Raw genomic sequence first — 15,253 nt, forward strand, 5'->3', positions numbered from 1 at the left:
ACTAGCCGGAGAAGATGTAATCGAGATCGGCGTCAGCCAGAACTGTGCCTTCAGCGGCAATGTTCTCCTCCACTTCTTCCACCGTGGCGTTGGCCACGATGACCAGAGGATTGAAGTCCGCATGGAGCGCCCAGGCCAGCGCCACCTGGCTGAGGCTCAAGCCGAGTCGGCGACCCACCTCGGCGGCCCGCTCTCGACGAGTCCAGTTGTCGTCGTTGAAATAGCAGCGGGCGGTATCGGCGATGAATCCCTCGGCGGCTTCAAGCTCAGCCCGGCTGATCCGCTCGCTCAGGAATCCCCCGGCCAGCGATGACCACGCGACAACCGCCACTTCTCGCTGTCGATGCCACTCTCGGTCGGCTTCTCGATCTGCCCCGGTGAGGGTGACCACGTCGGGCCAAGGATCATCGATCTGGTCGGCAAGGCTGTAGTGGACGCTATTGGCCACCGGACCCCTCAATTCGTGGGCGTCGGCATAGTTCAGAGCCGCCTCAATGCGAGTCGTCGCCCAATTCGACACCCCCCAAGCCCCGATATGGCCCCGATCGATGGCCGAGTTGACCGCCTCAACCAGAATGCTGATCTCGACATCCGGATCGTCGCGGTGGAACATCCAGAGGTCGAGCCGGTCAATGCCGATCTGCTGTCGCGACTTGTCGATGTCTTCGACGATGGCGTCGGGATTCACCCGGGATCGCCATTCGGAAACTTCCGGATGGCACCCCTTGGCGATCACGACGATGTCTTCGTGACCACCCCGATGGCTGATCCACCGGCCGAGCATGGCGTCTACGCTCACGTCGCCGAAGGCGTAGTTGACTGCGGTGTCGAATGCAGTAATCCCCCCTTCAAACGCGGCATCGAGCATTTCCAGCCGAGTCTCCTCGTCGAGGGCGAACAGGCTGATCGCCCCTTGGACCACTCGGCTGACGGGAGCATCCACTCCGGGAAGTTCGACGTACTGCATCACGAACCGCCCTCCTCAAAGGGGTAGACGACTCCAAGCCTGCCTCGGATCTCATCGCACAAACCGGCCATCTCCAGCGTCAAGGCCAGCGGCATGCGCTCGCTCTCGGTACGCCCGGCCCGCACGCAGTCGACCACCTCTTGGATCTCGTATTCGAATCCGTTGGCCCGATGGGGAATCTCCTCGATTTCCTCTTCGCCCCCGGCCCTCAGGATGGCCCGGTCGGCGGCAAAGAAGATCGGTATCTCTATCGACCCGGCAGTGCCGCTGATCACCGCATTGAGGTCGAGGTTGGCCACGGTGGCACAGCTCAGCTGGGCCAAACCGCCGCCGGGATACGACGCGGCGATGGAGACGATTTCGTCCACGCCGGTTTCGCCCACTCTGGCCACTGCCCCGTATTCGGAAGGATGGGATCCGTAGAGCCAATGGGCGATGGTCAATGGGTACACCCCCACGTCGAGCAGGCTTCCCCCGGCGAGGTCGGGATTGAACAGCCGGTGCTCGGGCATCACCGGAGCGGCGAAGCCGAACGAGGCCGTCACCTGCCGAACCTCCCCAATGCAACCCTCGTCGACCCAACGGCGCACCGCCTCGTAGATGGGCAGGAACCGCGTCCACATCGCCTCCATGGCAAACACGCCCGCGTCGCGAGCCGCGGTCACAATCCGGCTTGCGCCCTCCAGGTTGGGAGCAAGCGGCTTCTCCACCAAAACGGCCACCCCCGCGTCAATGCAGGCCAGGGCCGCATCGACATGGGACGGGTGGGGCGTGCAGATGTACACCGCATCGAGCTGTTCGGCATCAAGCATCTCGCCTACCGACCCGTAGCTCGCGGCGATACCCCGGTCTTGGGCGAACGCGTTGGCCCGACCGCCGTCTCTGCCGGCCACCGCGCCAACATGAGCACCTTCCACAACCTCCATTGCCGCGAGAAACTGCGAGGTGATATGGCCGTGGCCGACCATCCCAAATCGGAAATTCATACTCCCCTCTATCTAACATCTGTCGATGGCTGAAGACTCATCCAACCCCTACCGGTTGCCCCGAGGTGTGGTGCCGCGGCGGTATGAGCTGCGGTTGGAGCCTGATCTGGAGGCGTTCACGTTTGCGGGGGTTGTGGCGGTGGACGTCGAGGTGCTGGAGCCGGTGGGAGCGATTGTGCTCAATGCCGCTGAGCTGGAGATCAGCGCAGGCGATCTGGATGGCGTGGCACTGGCAGGGGTCGATTACGACGATGAGCACGAGCGGGCGGTGCTGCGGCTGGGCGAGCCGGTGCCGCTGGGGCCGGCTCGGTTGAATCTCAGCTTCACCGGGACGCTGAATGATCAGCTTCGGGGGTTCTATCGCTCCACGTTTACCGACGACGATGGCGATGAGCGGGTGATCGCCACCACGCAGTTCGAGTCCACCAATGCCCGGCGGGCGTTTCCGTGCTGGGACGAGCCCGACCTAAAGGCAGTGTTTGGGGTGACGCTGGTGGTGCCCGAGGACCTGATGGCGGTGTCTTCTGGTGCTGAGGTCGATTCCCAACCCACCGGTGATGGCCGCCGGGCGGTGACCTTCGCCCCCACCATGGAAATGTCCACCTACCTGCTGGCATTCATCGTCGGCCCGCTGGAGGCCACCGAACCGGTGGATGTGAACGGCACGCCGCTCCGCGTCGTTCATCCAATTGGTAAGGGGCACCTCACCGAGTATGCCCTCGATGCCGGCGCGTTTTGCCTCGGCTTCTTCGAGGACTACTTCGCCATCGACTACCCCGGCGACAAGCTCGATCTGGTGGCCATCCCCGACTTCGCCTTCGGGGCCATGGAGAACATGGGGTGCGTCACCTTCCGGGAGATCCTGCTGCTGCTCGACCCCGACTCCTCCACCCAGCAGGAGCGCCAGACCGCGGTGGACGTGATCGCCCACGAACTGGCCCATATGTGGTTCGGGAATCTGGTCACCATGAAGTGGTGGAACGGCATCTGGCTCAAAGAGGCCTTCGCCACCTTCTGCGAGATGCTGGCGGTGGACGCCTACCGCCCCGACTGGAAGCGCTGGCTGGCCTTCGGGCTTTCTCGGGCCGCGGCGTTCGACGTGGACGCCCTGGCCGCCACCCGGGCCATCGAGTACCCGGTGGTCTCCCCCGCCGAGGCCGAGGGCATGTACGACCTGCTCACCTACGAGAAGGGCGCCGCCGCGGTGCGGATGCTGGAGCAGTACTTGGGGGCCGACGAGTTCCGCAACGGGGTCCGGCACTATCTCCGGCGCCACTCCTACGCCAACACCGAGACCCACGACCTGTGGGACGCGCTGGCTGAGTCCACCGGCGAGCCCGCCCGTGACGTGATGGACTCGTGGATCTTCCAGGGCGGGCACCCGGTAGTGACCGCCGCGGCCGGTGACGACGGGACAGTGACCCTTCGCCAAAGCCGGTTCCGCTACGACGGACAGCCCGACGACGCCCGCTGGCAGGTGCCGGTAGTGGCCACAGTGGGCACCGACACCGGAGAGCGAACCGATCGGCTGGTTTTGGAAGACCCGGTCGCCCTTGGCGGTGACAGCCCCGTTTGGGTCATGGTCAATGCCGGTGCCGATGGCTTCTACCGAGTGGCCTATGAAGGTGAGCTGCTCGACCGGCTGCTGGATGGCGGCCCCGAGCTAGATCCGCTCCAGCGGTACGTGCTGGTGGACGACCAGTGGGCCTTGACCGTGGCCGACCGGCTGAGCGTGGCCGACTTCCTGGCCTTTGCCGAGCGCATGGCCACCGCAGAAGATGACTTGGCTGTGTGGCGCCGACTGGCCGGCACCCTGGGCACACTCGACCATATGGTGCCCGATGCTGGACAGGCTGGGCTCCAGGCCCGAGTGAGAGCCATGGTCGGCCCGGCCTGGGGTCGGGTGGGCTGGGAGCCAGTGGCCGGTGAGAACGACCGCATCGGCGAGCTGCGGGGCGTGCTGGTGCGCACCCTGGCGGTGGGGGGCAACGACGCCGAGGCCATCGCCCGGTGCCGAGAGCTGATGGCCGCCGAGGGCGTTGACCCCGCGCTGGCCGCGGCAGCTATCGCCGTGGTGGCCGCCACCGGTGACGGGGCCGATTTCGACGAGATCCACCAGCGCTACGAGAACGCCCCCACCCCGCAGCTCGAGCTGCGCTACCTGATGGCGCTCACCACATTCGACGACCCCGCTTTGATGGACCGCACCCTGGCGGCCACCCTCGACGGCACCGTACGTAGCCAGGATGCCGGGTTCGTGCTAAGGGGCTGTTTGGAAAACCGCGACCACGGCCCCCGGGCCTGGGCGTATATCGCCGAGCAGTGGCCCGAAATCAACCAACGTCTCCCCTCCGCCATCGTCCCCCGAATGCTCGGCGGCATCAGCGCCTTATCCACCCCCGAACTGGCCGACGAGGTCGAGGCGTTCCTCGAGGCCCACCCTGTTCCTCAAGGTCGCCTGATCGTCGCCCAACACCTCGAACGCCAAAAGATCAACGTTCAACTGCGAAGACGAGTCCAGGAGGCCCTGGGCTAGTCCGCCCCGACTGCGGCCCGCCGGACGCGCTAGTTGGTTCCGACTGCGGCCCGAATGGATTCTTTCAGCGACTTCATGGTGGCGAACACGGCGGTGGGCTCGTAGCCGCAGTGGGCCATGCAGTTGTCGCAGCGGGGATCCCTGCCCCGGCCGTAGCTGTCCCAGTCGGTGGTCTCGATCAGCTCCTGGTAGGTCTCGGTATAGCCGTCGGCCATGAGATAGCAGGGCCGCTGCCAGCCGAACACCGAATAGCTGGGAATGCCCCAGGCGGTGCATTCGTACTCCACCTTCCCCTCGAGGAAGTCCAAGAACAGCGGCGTGTGGTTCAGCCGCCACTTCTTGCGCTTGCCCTCGGAGAAAGCATCCCGGAAAAGGCTCTTGGTCTGCTCAACCGGCAAGAAGTGCTCCTGGTCGGGAGCCTTCTCGTAGGCGTACCCCGGAGAGATCATCATGGAATCGACTTCCAGGTCGTCGTTCAAGAAGTCGAGCACGCTGCGAACGTTTTCGGGGCTGTCGGTGCTGAAGAAGGTGCTGTTGGTGGTGACCCGGAAACCCTTGGCCTTGGCCTCGTTGACGGCCTCCACGACCTCGTCGAACACGCCCTCTCGGGCCACGGCCAGGTCGTGGCGCTCTTGGAGCCCGTCCACGTGAACCACGAACGAGAAGTAGGGCGACGGCTTGAACTTGTCCATCTTGCGCCGCAGCAAAACCGCGTTGGTACACAGGTACACGAATTTCTTGCGCTTGATGAGTTCGTCCACCATGTCATCTATCTGGGGGTGCAGCAGCGGCTCCCCTCCGGCGATGGACACCATCGGGGCACCGCACTCCTCCATGGCGGCCACCGCCTCGCCCACGCTGACCCGCTTGCGCAGCACCTCGGTGGGGTATTGGATCTTGCCGCAACCGGGGCACTCCAGGTTGCAGGCGAACAGCGGCTCCAACTCCACGATCAACGGGAACTTCTCACGGCGCCGCAGCTTGTTCTTGAACACGTAGGTGCCAACCCTCACCGCTTGGCGAACAGGGATGGGCATGTCAGCAAACCTCCTTGGACAGCACCGGAGTCAACCGGCGAATAGTCCGCAATGCTCGATAGATCCTCGCGGGGGCAACCAGAGAGCGCAGCTCATGGCTGGGGGTGTCGGTTACCACCCGCACCACCGCGGCCGGACCGCGATGATGCTCCAACAGCCAGGCCGACTCCATATCGACCGCCACCGCCCCCCGGTCAGCCAGCTCCTGGCGACGGGTACCAACGGCCAACTCCGACACGCTAGCCACCAGACCGGTGTGTACGGTGAGCCCGGCCGCTTGCAGACCCGTGGCCACTGATTCGGCTTGGGGCAGGCCAATCGGCGACACATCGTCGGCCGACACCTCGGTGGCCACCACAACGTCGCCCGGTTCGATGCTGTCAACCACGGCCCCGCCCATGCCGACCACCGCCACCGGCCCACTCTGCGGCTCAACTCGGCGACTGCGCTTGGGACCCATGCCAGTACACAACACCGTCGCCCCACCGCCCTGCCGGCGAATTCCTCGCCGGGCGGCTCGGGCCTCCATAGCCAACGGACACAGCACCACCAGGGTCACTCCTTCCCCGTAGTCGCTCGCACCCAGCGGCCCAGAGCCATCAGCGGGAACACCAGGCGGTAGAGGTGGTACCGGATGTAGAAGTCCCCGGAGAAGCCGGTGCCGGTATACCAGGGCTCGTCCCAATCTCCGTCGTCGCGCTGGTTTTCCAGCAGCCACACCACCCCTCTTCGAGCCGGTTCCTCGTCGGCCCGGCCCGCCGCGATCAGCGCCAGCAGCGCCCACGCAGTCTGCGACGGGGTGGACTCCCCCCGCCCCCGCCAGTTGTCATCGACATAGGAGCGCATGTCCTCGCCCCACCCACCGTCGTGGTTCTGCACCGACTCCAGCCAACGGCAGGCTCGCACCACCCGGCCGTCATCGGCCGGCACCCCGGCGCTGATCAAAGCCGGGACCACGGCCCCGGTGCCGTAGATGTAGTTGGCTCCCCAGCGCCCATACCAGGAACCGTCCTCCTCTTGTTCGGAGGTGAGCCATTGGACGCCGCGCTCTACCGCATTTCGATCAACGGGCAAGCCCACCCCGTCGCCATCCAGCTCGGCAAGCATCTCCACCACATGGGCGGTCACATCGGCCGACGGCGGATCGATGACCTCTCCGAAATCGCAGAACGGCAGCTCGGCCACCAACGGGGAGCAGTTGTCGGCGTCGAACGCCGCCCAGCCCCCATCGGAGCACTGCATCCCCTGGGTCCAAATCACCGCCCGATCCAATGCTCGATTCACCTGCTTGGCATCGGGATGGTGAATGCGGCGCAGGGCGAGAGCCACCTCGGCCGTGTCGTCCAGATCGGGGTAGTAGTTGTTCTCGAATTCGAACGCCCATCCTCCCGGAGCCAGATGAGGACGCTGCTCGGCCCAGTCGCCCACGATCTGAACCTCCTGATCTATGAGCCAGCGGGCCCCGGCCACCATCTGCGGGTCTTCGGCGTCCACACCAGCGTCGGCCAGTGCCAGCAGTGCCAGACAGGTATCCCACACCGGCGACTGGCAGCACTCCAGGCGGCGCATGTCGTCTTCGACGATGGTCCAAGCGTCGAACCCGGCCAGCCCTTGGGCCAAGATGGGATGGTGCAGGGAATAACCCCGAACGTACAGGGCCAGAAGCGAGTACACCCACGGCGGCTGGATGCCGCCCCAGCAGCCGTCTGACTCCTGGCGGGCGATGATCCACTGCTCAGCCCGGCTGAGCGCCCACCCCCGAACTCGCCGTTGGGGGCGGTTCTCGTAGAGATGCAGCACCTGATCGAGGCGCTGGAATCGACGAGCTGGACTCCCGGGCGGGGCGAGCTCCCGTTCCGGAGGAATGGCCCCGGTGCGGATCTCGTCGAGGTTCAGTCCCATCGACCGCACCGGGCGGTGAGCCCCCACCACAGTCAGAGCGACCAGGGTTTGGCGGGCCCAGCAGGCGAAGTCATAGATGTTCAGCGGAACCTGCTTGGGCAGAAAGATCACCTCTGGAGGCAGAGCGGGCAGGTCCTCCCATCGCCACAGGTCGAACAGCGCCATCCAAATTCGGGTGAACACCCGGCTGCGCTCCAACCCTCCCTCGTCGCGGATGTAGGCCGCGGCTTTGGCCATATGGTCGGCATCAACGGGATCGCCCGCGTAGCGCAGCGCCCAGTAGGCCTCCACGGTCACCGATAGATCGGCCGGACCCTGGTAGAAGGTGGCCCATGTGCCATCGGCTCGCTGGTTATGGCGGATCCAATTGGCCGTCTGCCGGGTGACCTCCGGATCGGCGATGCCCAAGAACTCCCGGAGGAACAGATCCTCAGCCTCGATGGACACGTTGGTCTCAAGCTCGTCTTTCCACCACCCCTGGGTGTCTTGAAGGCTGAGTAGCCGTTCGGTGGCCTTGGCCAGAGATTGCTCAACGCCCATCAGAAATCCCTCCCCACGATGAAATCGGCCAGCAACCGCAGCTCCTCCACCGCCTCGTCTACGACCTCCTCATGCACGGCCAGAGAATCGAGGGCGGATACAGCCATGTCGTAGTGGGTTCGGGCCAGTTGCTGGGTGCCTTCCCGGCCACCCCCAGCCTCCACCAAAGCCCGGGCTGCGTCCACCCCTCCGGCGTCCCAGTCGGGACGGGAATAGAGTTCGGCCAACTCGTCGGCCGCCGACGTGCCGCTGTTGAGGGCGATCACCACCGGCACCGACTTCTTGCGCTCCCGAAGGTCGGCCCCTGCGGGCTTGCCAGTGCGCTCGGGATCACCCCAGATCCCCAGAAGATCGTCCACTGCTTGGAAAGCCACTCCCATTTGAGCGCCGAACTCCGACAGGCCACCGACCACCGAGTCATCAGCCTCCGCCAGAATCGCCCCGACCGAAGTTGCGTACGACAACAGCGCCCCGGTCTTGCCCTGTTCCATGGCCAGACACTCTTCCATGGCGACGAGAGACTTCTCCTCAAAGGCCATGTCCATGCTCTGGCCGACGATCATTGCCGAAACTGCTTTGGTCAGATGCTTGGCCGCCTTGACCTTGGGGGGTGTGGGATCGGACAGCAGTACCTCATAGGCCAAGTTGTGCAGAGCGTCTCCCACCACTACGCCGACTCCGATGCCGAACTTGGCCCATACCGTGGGCCGGTGCCGGCGCTCGGCATCGTTGTCGATGATGTCGTCGTGGATGAGCGAGAAATCGTGAATCAGCTCAATAGCCACCGCTCCGGGAACTCCTGTCTCCGAAGGGGCGCCCACGGCTTCGGCTGACAGAATGGCCAGCGCCGGACGGGTCCCCTTGCCCGGACTTTGGAAGTGGTATTCGGCGGGCTCTCGCAGCTCAGGGCACAGACCGCTCAGCGCGGCGACGATGGCCGGGGCGACCAACTCCCTGGCTCGCTTGAGGATTCCCGGAACCGGAACTCCCTCACTCACGCGCTCATCCTTTCTTGCTCGACTGCTGACCGTTGTGCGCCCAGAGGGTGCCCAGAGGTGTTTCCGGATGACTGGCTAGGTGGAGACGCAATGGCGTTGCGGCAGCGGTCCAGAGCCAGGCCAGCCGCCAGCTTACCGGAGCGGACAGCGCCCTCCATGGTGGCCGGCCAGCCGGTATCGGTCCACGCCCCAGCCAAGAACAGCCCGTCGATTGCAGTGATCGGACCGGGACGAAGCTGCCGGGTGCCGGGGCGGCCGGCAAATGTGGCTCGGTGCTCTCGGGTCACCACCGCGTCGATCACCTCAGCCTCAGCCGAGAGCGGCAACAAGTCGGCAAGTGCCGACCGGTAGCGCTCGATCATCTCCGCCGGTCGCTCGCCGACCTCATCAAAGGCCGCCGACTGCGACACTGCCACCACTTGCTGGCCGCCACTTCCAGCTCCAACCGGCATCCCCGGGCCATTCCCGGCCCAGTTGGCGGCCTCGGTTCGGTCGAACACGAATTGCACCGGGGAGTCCAATGCTGCGGTGAAGGGCACATCCATCACCCGTCGGTCGAACACGAAGTGTACGTTGACAATGGGAGATATTCCGAGATCGACCAGCTCGGATTGCCCCGGCACGGTGCCAGGAGGCAGCAGGCCGTCCACAACATCGTGGGGCACGGCGAGGATCACCGCGTCGGCCTCGAGCCGCCGCCCGTCCACCGTGACGGAAGCTCCTTCGCCCACCGCTTCCACATGGGCTTGAAGCTGGATATGCCCGCCTAGGGCGGTGATCACCCGGGCGGCGGCATCTCCGTGGAGTGCAGCCAAGGGCACTCGCGTCCAGCCCAGATCACCGGCTTCGGCGCTGTCCAAGAGCCCGGTGCGGAACACCTTGACGGCCAGGCTGAGCGAGGCATCGTCGGCCCGAAGGTTCACCGTTGGCAGGCAGATGAGATCCCACATCCCGGCGATGGCCCGATCGGACTCGCCGCGAAATCGCAACCATCCCCCAAAGCTCATCTCGTCGGCACTCGGCTCATCGGGATCGAGGCGACGCAAAGCCAGCGCGGTGCGGATCGCTCGCAGCCGATCGGCTACCGAAAGCGGGCTGTAGCCCAGCAGCGAGCGGGCCAAGTGAAGGGGTGGCGGGGCGCCGGTGCGGAAAATACGGGCCGGACGGCGACCGGGGCGCATCACCGAAACCGACATGCGGCGCTGCTCGGACACCTGATCGGCCACGCCCAGGCGCTTCAAGAGGGCCCGGTACTCGGTGCAGCACCGCATGAACACGTGCTGGCCGTTGTCGAACCAGCGGCCATTGCGCTGAAACGACCAGGTAGCCCCGCCCAATCGAGGAGCCCGCTCATAAAGCGTCACCAGCGCTCCGCCGTCGGCGGCAGCCACCGCCGCCGACAGCCCGGCGAGCCCGCCGCCGACCACAGCGATCTTCGGCTTGGCGCTCGGCGTAAGGGAAACGGGCGCACTCATGGGGAGGCTCCGACCAGACTGCGAAGGGCCACCCAGGCCTTCTCCCTGGTGGGCAACGACATCCGCCTTTCCAAAACCTCAGTGGGCGTGGCGGCAATGCGGGCCAGCAGGCGGTGGTAAATCCCGGCCATCGCCCCGGTGCAGGCCCGGCTGCGATGGTCCAGCATGTCGAGCAGCTTCAGACCCTCGGCGAAATGCCGTTCGGCCCGCTCGGCTTCAAACGCCACCAGAGCGCCCACGGCGTCGGCGGGGCCGGTCAGGTCGGGAGCACAGCCGAACTGCTCGATGTCAGCGGAAGGCAAGTAGACCCGTCCCATGCCCCGGTCTTCCACGATGTCGCGCAAGATGTTGGTGAGCTGAAGGGCAATGCCCAGCACATCGGCCAACTCGGCGGCCTGATCAGGATCGCCGCTGGTGCCAAAAACTCCGATCGACAGACGGCCCACCGATCCGGCCACGAGTCGGCAATACTGCTCGGTTTCATCGATCGTGTCGTACACCTTTCCAACGGCATCCTGCTCGCATCCGGCAACGATCTCGTTCAGTGCCGACGCCGGGATGGGGAAGCGGTCGATGGCGTGGCGCAGTCCCACCAATACCGGGTCGTCGGGGTTGCGAAGTCCGCCTTCAGCCAGCGTGTCGATGTCGGCCCGTATCTCGGTCAGGTGGGCCAGCTTTTCGTCTTGAGGCAGCGGGCCATCGCCCACATCGTCGATGCGCCGGGCCATGGCGTACAGCGCTGACATGGCTTGGCGCTTCGGCTTGGGCAGCAGCCGGATGCCGTAGGAGAAATTGCGGGCCTCGGCCCGGGTGATCTCCTCACACCGCTGATAGGCGTCGGCTGTCTTCACCCTCGCCTCCAGCGCGCTGCCATGTCCTGTATGGCGCGAACCGCTTTGGCATCGGTTGCCTGGACAGGAGTGGCGAGGCGAACCACATGGGCCGCCGTGCGGACCTTGGACGGGGTCCGCAGTTTTTTCAGCACGTCGTAGTCGGCCCCTGCGATGGCATCCAATGCAGCCATTCCGCCGCCGGCATAGCCGGCCACGGTCACCTTGGCCCAACCGCTGAGGGATGCCACCAGCGGCCCTCCCCGACTCAGGAGTCCTCGGGCCGTGTCGCATTGGTGGGCCACCAACCGGCGGAGCGGATCCGAAGCCCGGGCCGCCCCGAGATCCTCCTCGACCACGCCGAAGCGGGCCATCTCATCGGCCGGGAAGTAGATGCGTCCCTTTTGGGTGTAGTCCTCGCCGATGTCTTGGAGATGCTCCACCAGTTGCAAGCCGGTACACACCGCGTCGCTGAGGGCGATGCGCTCGGGGGTAGCCGCGCCGAACACTGCCAATACCAGCCGACCCACCGGATTGGCCGAAAGCGTGCAGTACTCAGCCAACTCGGCCTGGGTCCGGTAGCGGTGCTTGCGCTGATCGACTCGGTTGGCCTCGATGAGCGCCAAGAACGGCTCACCGTCGACATCAAGTTCGTCGAGAAGAGGAGTGAGCTGGACCATCACGGGGTGGGTGGCATCGCCGGTGCGTGCTCGTTGGAGCTCCGCTTCGATCCAGTCCAGCGCGGCCAGGCGGTCGCCGTCGTATTCATCTCCGATGTCGTCCACCAGTCGGGCGAATCCGTAAATGGCCAGAAGATGGGCGCGATGAACTGAGGGGACTGCCTTCAACACAACCGGGAAGTTCTCGCTTCCCTTCTGGTCCATGATCGAGTTCAAATCGAACCCGACATCAGCCTGCACAGCACCCCCGCTGCATTTGGGCTAACCCGCTGGTCAACGGGCTAGCCGAGCCATCTATGACAATGTTCTGACAATCGTTACCCAATTGCAAACAAAAGAGTGACCATCAGGTCACCTTTTTGTACGCGCTCAATCCGAGGCTGTCAAGGCATTGGCTGTCAAGTCCTTGGAAGGCCCGCGGTCTTCGAATTTGGGACGATCGGCGAAACGACCCATCAGACTTTCGGCAAAAATGAGGGCGATGGCGTCCATAATGAGGGCGCCGGCCAGCCGGTGGCCCCTGGGATCGTCGGACAAGGCCTCCCCAAGCCGCTCGGCCAGCCGCCAGAACACCCGCTGGGCGGCGGCAGCATGCTCCACCTGGCCCTGCACCGATCGCTTGGCCACCTCCAGCATGATGGGCAGGCCGGGCAGCAGGGTCTCAGCCAGGCGGCGGGTGAGCTCTTGTCGGCTCAACCCGACCTGGCCGCCGACCGAGGCGGCGAATTCCTCCGCGGTGTTGTCCACCACCGCCTCTACCGCATGGAAGAACAGGTCTTGTTTGGAGCGGTAGTGGCGGTAGAAGGTGCCTTTGGCCACTCCGGCCAGAGAGCAGATATCGGCCACGCTCACCTCGGTGTAGCCCCTCAGCGCGAATTCCTGAATGGCCATGTTGCGCAGTTGCTCGCCGCTGTCGGCCAAGTTGGCCACCTCGGCGTGGTCGGGGTTCTCCGCGTTCATAATCTGAGCGATGTGGCGCAGCGGCAAGCGGTGGCGCTCTCGCAATTCCCGAATCTGCTCAACTGCTTCGGCGTGGCGCTGGCTGTAGAGGAAGCGGTTGGCGGCAGCCCGACGGGGCGCGGGTAAGAGGCCCAACCGCCGATAGTGGTGGATGGAGGCAGCCGGTACTCCGGTGCGGGCTACGAGTTCACTGATGGGGAACTCCCCGGGAGTGCCCATGCCTCCACTCTTATTCGCTTTGCGCTGCTATCGCCAGCGCGTACCGGAAACTCGTGCCTGCGGATGGCTACTCTTGCTCGGCGATCTTGATCGCGTCTTCGAAGCTGGTGCCCTGTTCGATCAGGTTGCGGTACTTCATCACGTGGCGGGGTCGATTGAACCCGAGCACGCCAACCAGGCGGCCGGCCCGGCCATAGAGGGCGGCAAACCGCCGCTCCTCAGTCGATCCGGTGATGATGCGCACCTCGTCATCAGGCGCCGCTCGTCCCGCCAACTGGATCTTGCGGTCGTACTGGTCGCTCCAGAACCACGGCACCGGAGAGTAGGGCTGGGCCTCGTCGTCGGAGGCCAATAGGCGGAGCGCCGCATGCTGGCCCTGGGCAATGGCGTTGTCCCAGTGCTCCACCCGCATGGTCTCTCCGAACAGGCGGTTGGGCCAGCGGGCCACGTCACCGGCGGCGGCAATTCCCGGCGCGGCCAGACAGGTCTCATCGCACACCACCCCGTTGTCCAAGGTCAGGCCCGAGCCCTCCAGCCATTCGGTGTTGGGTATCACACCGATGCCCACCACCACCACGTCGGCTTCCACCGAAGTGCCGTCGCTCAGATTCACCCGCTCCACCCGGCCATGGCCGTCGAAGCCGTCGACGCCCACGCCGAGGCGAAGGTCCACCCCGTGGTCCCGGTGTACGTCGGCGCACACCGTGCCGATCTCGGTACCCAAGACGCGGCCCAGCGGCACCGGCAATGCCTCGATCATCGTGACCTCCAGGCCCCGCTCCCGGGCGGTGGCCGCCACTTCAGCGCCGATGAACCCGGCCCCCACCACTGCCACCCGCTGCGGGGAGGCCTCCAGCTCGGCCCGGATGGCCAAGCAGTCGTCCAGGTCCCGCAGGGTGTAGATACCGTCGAGCCCGTTGGTGGGCAGCTCCCGGCATCGGGCCCCGGTGGCGATGAGAACGCCGTCGGCGGTGACCGCCGAGCCGTCGTCGAGGGTGACGGTGCGGCTGGCCGCATCAAGGGCGGCGGCTCGGCGGCCCAGCCGCCAGTCGGCCTCTAGTCGCTGGAGCGATTCATCGTCAGACAGAGCGATGCGGTCTTGTTCCCACTCCCCGGCGAGGAGCTGTTTGGACAGGGGAGGCCGGTCGTAGGGCTGGTGAGGCTCATCGCCGATGATGGTGATGGCTCCGTCGAATCCGTCTCGCCGAAGCGACTCTGCTGCTCGGGTTCCGGCCAGCGACGCTCCAACAATGGCTAGTGAGCGCAGCGGGCGCCTACTCCTCGGCCACGGAGATGGCCTGCTTGGGGCAGCGCTGGACCGATTCGTTCACCCGATCGCGGGCCTCATCCCCCGGGGTCTCGTTCAGCAGGTACAAGAAATCGTCGTCGCGTACCTCGAAAATGTCAGGAGCGACCTGCATGCAAATGGCGTTGCTCTCGCACAGGTCGTAGTCCACGACCACCCGGTATCCCATCGGATCCTCCCATCTCCCAAAAGACACCCTGACCCTACCCAACCAACCCCCACCCCGTCACCATCGGGCTGCCGAACCAGGCGGGAATGCTCTGGTGGGCACCGGCGCGGCCAAAGGAACTGCGTTCGTAGCCCTCCAGCCTTCAGAGCTCTTCGTATTCGGGGACCGTGCCAGCTTCGCAACCTTCCAAGAACGCTGGCACCCGTGCCCGAGCACCAGCAATCAGCAGCCTCTTTTTCAGGATGCCTCCATCAGCATCCGGTACAGACCAAGTCATCACCTCGTCTTCGTACGCGATCATTGCCTCCAACAGTCGGATGATGTCGTCGGTCTTGGAGACTTCAATGCGCAGGAGGTAGAAGTCTCGAAATTTGCTAGCCGACTGTTCTCTAACCAGTACTTGAATTCTGGAGCCCCCAGAAAATCCAATGCTGGCAGTCTTAGAACCTCTCTCGACCTTGGGTTCCGAAGAATGCGCGACGCTCAATACCATCGATAATCTGTTGGAGCCAACGACATCGCAAATGACAGAAATTGTGGTATACCTAGAAGAACTAAAATTGCCCACAGACAACTCTAGTTCCGTCAATGTGCCATCACCCCCCCCCCCCCCCCCCCCCCCCCCCCCCCCCCCCCCCCCCCCCCCCC

General features: G+C 65.1%; 14 protein-coding genes. 1 reads left to right on the forward strand and 13 read right to left on the reverse strand.

The genetic code is table 11. From position 1 onward, the window contains the following. Position 1: 1 nt before the first annotated feature. Together OXG30_16435 and OXG30_16440 are read right to left on the reverse strand one after the other, a co-directional pair. Entirely contained in the window at positions 2-967 is a 966-nt protein-coding gene (locus OXG30_16435) for an aldo/keto reductase (GenBank protein MCY4136480.1), read from the reverse strand. Further along, the gene (locus tag OXG30_16440) at positions 967-1,953 is read right to left on the reverse strand and encodes a Gfo/Idh/MocA family oxidoreductase (GenBank protein ID MCY4136481.1); all 987 of its coding nucleotides are present in this window, start codon (positions 1,951-1,953) and stop codon (positions 967-969) included. The genes OXG30_16435 and OXG30_16440 overlap by 1 nt, the downstream gene beginning before the upstream one ends. A 25-nt stretch (positions 1,954-1,978) precedes the next feature. Between OXG30_16440 and OXG30_16445 the strand changes: the two genes are divergently transcribed. Next, positions 1,979-4,489 carry a M1 family metallopeptidase gene (locus OXG30_16445; protein MCY4136482.1) on the forward strand — a complete coding sequence of 837 codons (2,511 nt, stop codon included), beginning with the start codon at positions 1,979-1,981 and terminating at the stop codon, positions 4,487-4,489. Between the two features lie 29 nt (positions 4,490-4,518). Here OXG30_16445 and hpnH read toward each other — a convergent pair whose 3' ends face one another. The 11 genes from hpnH to OXG30_16500 all read right to left on the reverse strand — a co-directional run bounded on the left by hpnH (position 4,519) and on the right by OXG30_16500 (position 15,092). Next, on the reverse strand, positions 4,519-5,526 hold the full coding sequence (gene hpnH / locus OXG30_16450; protein ID MCY4136483.1) for an adenosyl-hopene transferase HpnH: 1,008 nt from the start codon (positions 5,524-5,526) through the stop codon (positions 4,519-4,521). Position 5,527: 1 nt separating this feature from the next. Further along, positions 5,528-6,085, reverse strand: coding sequence for a hypothetical protein (locus OXG30_16455; GenBank protein MCY4136484.1), 558 nt, complete (start codon positions 6,083-6,085; stop codon positions 5,528-5,530). Continuing rightward, entirely contained in the window at positions 6,082-7,968 is a 1,887-nt protein-coding gene (gene shc / locus OXG30_16460) for a squalene--hopene cyclase (GenBank protein ID MCY4136485.1), read from the reverse strand. The genes OXG30_16455 and shc overlap by 4 nt, the downstream gene beginning before the upstream one ends. Continuing rightward, on the reverse strand, positions 7,968-8,966 hold the full coding sequence (locus OXG30_16465; protein MCY4136486.1) for a polyprenyl synthetase family protein: 999 nt from the start codon (positions 8,964-8,966) through the stop codon (positions 7,968-7,970). Before OXG30_16465 ends, shc begins: the two co-directional genes overlap by 1 nt. Then, entirely contained in the window at positions 8,963-10,441 is a 1,479-nt protein-coding gene (gene hpnE, locus OXG30_16470; protein MCY4136487.1) for a hydroxysqualene dehydroxylase HpnE, read from the reverse strand. Before hpnE ends, OXG30_16465 begins: the two co-directional genes overlap by 4 nt. Then, positions 10,438-11,292, reverse strand: coding sequence for a presqualene diphosphate synthase HpnD (hpnD, locus tag OXG30_16475; protein ID MCY4136488.1), 855 nt, complete (start codon positions 11,290-11,292; stop codon positions 10,438-10,440). Before hpnD ends, hpnE begins: the two co-directional genes overlap by 4 nt. After that, on the reverse strand, positions 11,289-12,191 hold the full coding sequence (hpnC, locus tag OXG30_16480) for a squalene synthase HpnC (protein MCY4136489.1): 903 nt from the start codon (positions 12,189-12,191) through the stop codon (positions 11,289-11,291). Before hpnC ends, hpnD begins: the two co-directional genes overlap by 4 nt. Before the next feature lie 129 nt (positions 12,192-12,320). Then, a complete protein-coding gene (locus OXG30_16485; GenBank protein ID MCY4136490.1) occupies positions 12,321-13,130 on the reverse strand; it encodes a TetR family transcriptional regulator in 810 nt (269 codons plus the stop codon). 67 nt (positions 13,131-13,197) lie between these two features. Then, the gene (locus OXG30_16490; GenBank protein MCY4136491.1) at positions 13,198-14,397 is read right to left on the reverse strand and encodes an FAD-dependent oxidoreductase; all 1,200 of its coding nucleotides are present in this window, start codon (positions 14,395-14,397) and stop codon (positions 13,198-13,200) included. Between the two features lie 7 nt (positions 14,398-14,404). Then, positions 14,405-14,605: a ferredoxin gene (locus OXG30_16495; GenBank protein MCY4136492.1), complete on the reverse strand. Its 201-nt coding sequence runs from the start codon at positions 14,603-14,605 to the stop codon at positions 14,405-14,407. Positions 14,606-14,747: 142 nt separating this feature from the next. Next, the gene (locus OXG30_16500) at positions 14,748-15,092 is read right to left on the reverse strand and encodes a hypothetical protein (GenBank protein MCY4136493.1); all 345 of its coding nucleotides are present in this window, start codon (positions 15,090-15,092) and stop codon (positions 14,748-14,750) included. Between the last annotated feature and the right edge of the window lie 161 nt (positions 15,093-15,253).

The sequence above is a fragment of the bacterium genome, assembly GCA_026708015.1.
Taxonomy (GTDB): Bacteria; Actinomycetota; Acidimicrobiia; order Acidimicrobiales; family Bin134; genus Poriferisocius.

What these genes read in the sequence shown, in the direction of transcription:
- OXG30_16435 (MCY4136480.1), bottom strand. Translation starts at nt 967, where the DNA reads ATGCAGTACGTCGAACTTCCCGGAGTGGATGCTCCCGTCAGCCGAGTG.
- OXG30_16440 (MCY4136481.1), bottom strand. Translation starts at nt 1,953, where the DNA reads ATGAATTTCCGATTTGGGATGGTCGGCCACGGCCATATCACCTCGCAG.
- OXG30_16495 (MCY4136492.1), bottom strand. Translation starts at nt 14,605, where the DNA reads ATGGGATACCGGGTGGTCGTGGACTACGACCTGTGCGAGAGCAACGCC.
- shc (MCY4136485.1), bottom strand. Translation starts at nt 7,968, where the DNA reads ATGGGCGTTGAGCAATCTCTGGCCAAGGCCACCGAACGGCTACTCAGC.
- OXG30_16445 (MCY4136482.1), top strand. Translation starts at nt 1,979, where the DNA reads ATGGCTGAAGACTCATCCAACCCCTACCGGTTGCCCCGAGGTGTGGTG.
- hpnE (MCY4136487.1), bottom strand. Translation starts at nt 10,441, where the DNA reads ATGAGTGCGCCCGTTTCCCTTACGCCGAGCGCCAAGCCGAAGATCGCT.
- hpnH (MCY4136483.1), bottom strand. Translation starts at nt 5,526, where the DNA reads ATGCCCATCCCTGTTCGCCAAGCGGTGAGGGTTGGCACCTACGTGTTC.
- OXG30_16485 (MCY4136490.1), bottom strand. Translation starts at nt 13,130, where the DNA reads ATGGGCACTCCCGGGGAGTTCCCCATCAGTGAACTCGTAGCCCGCACC.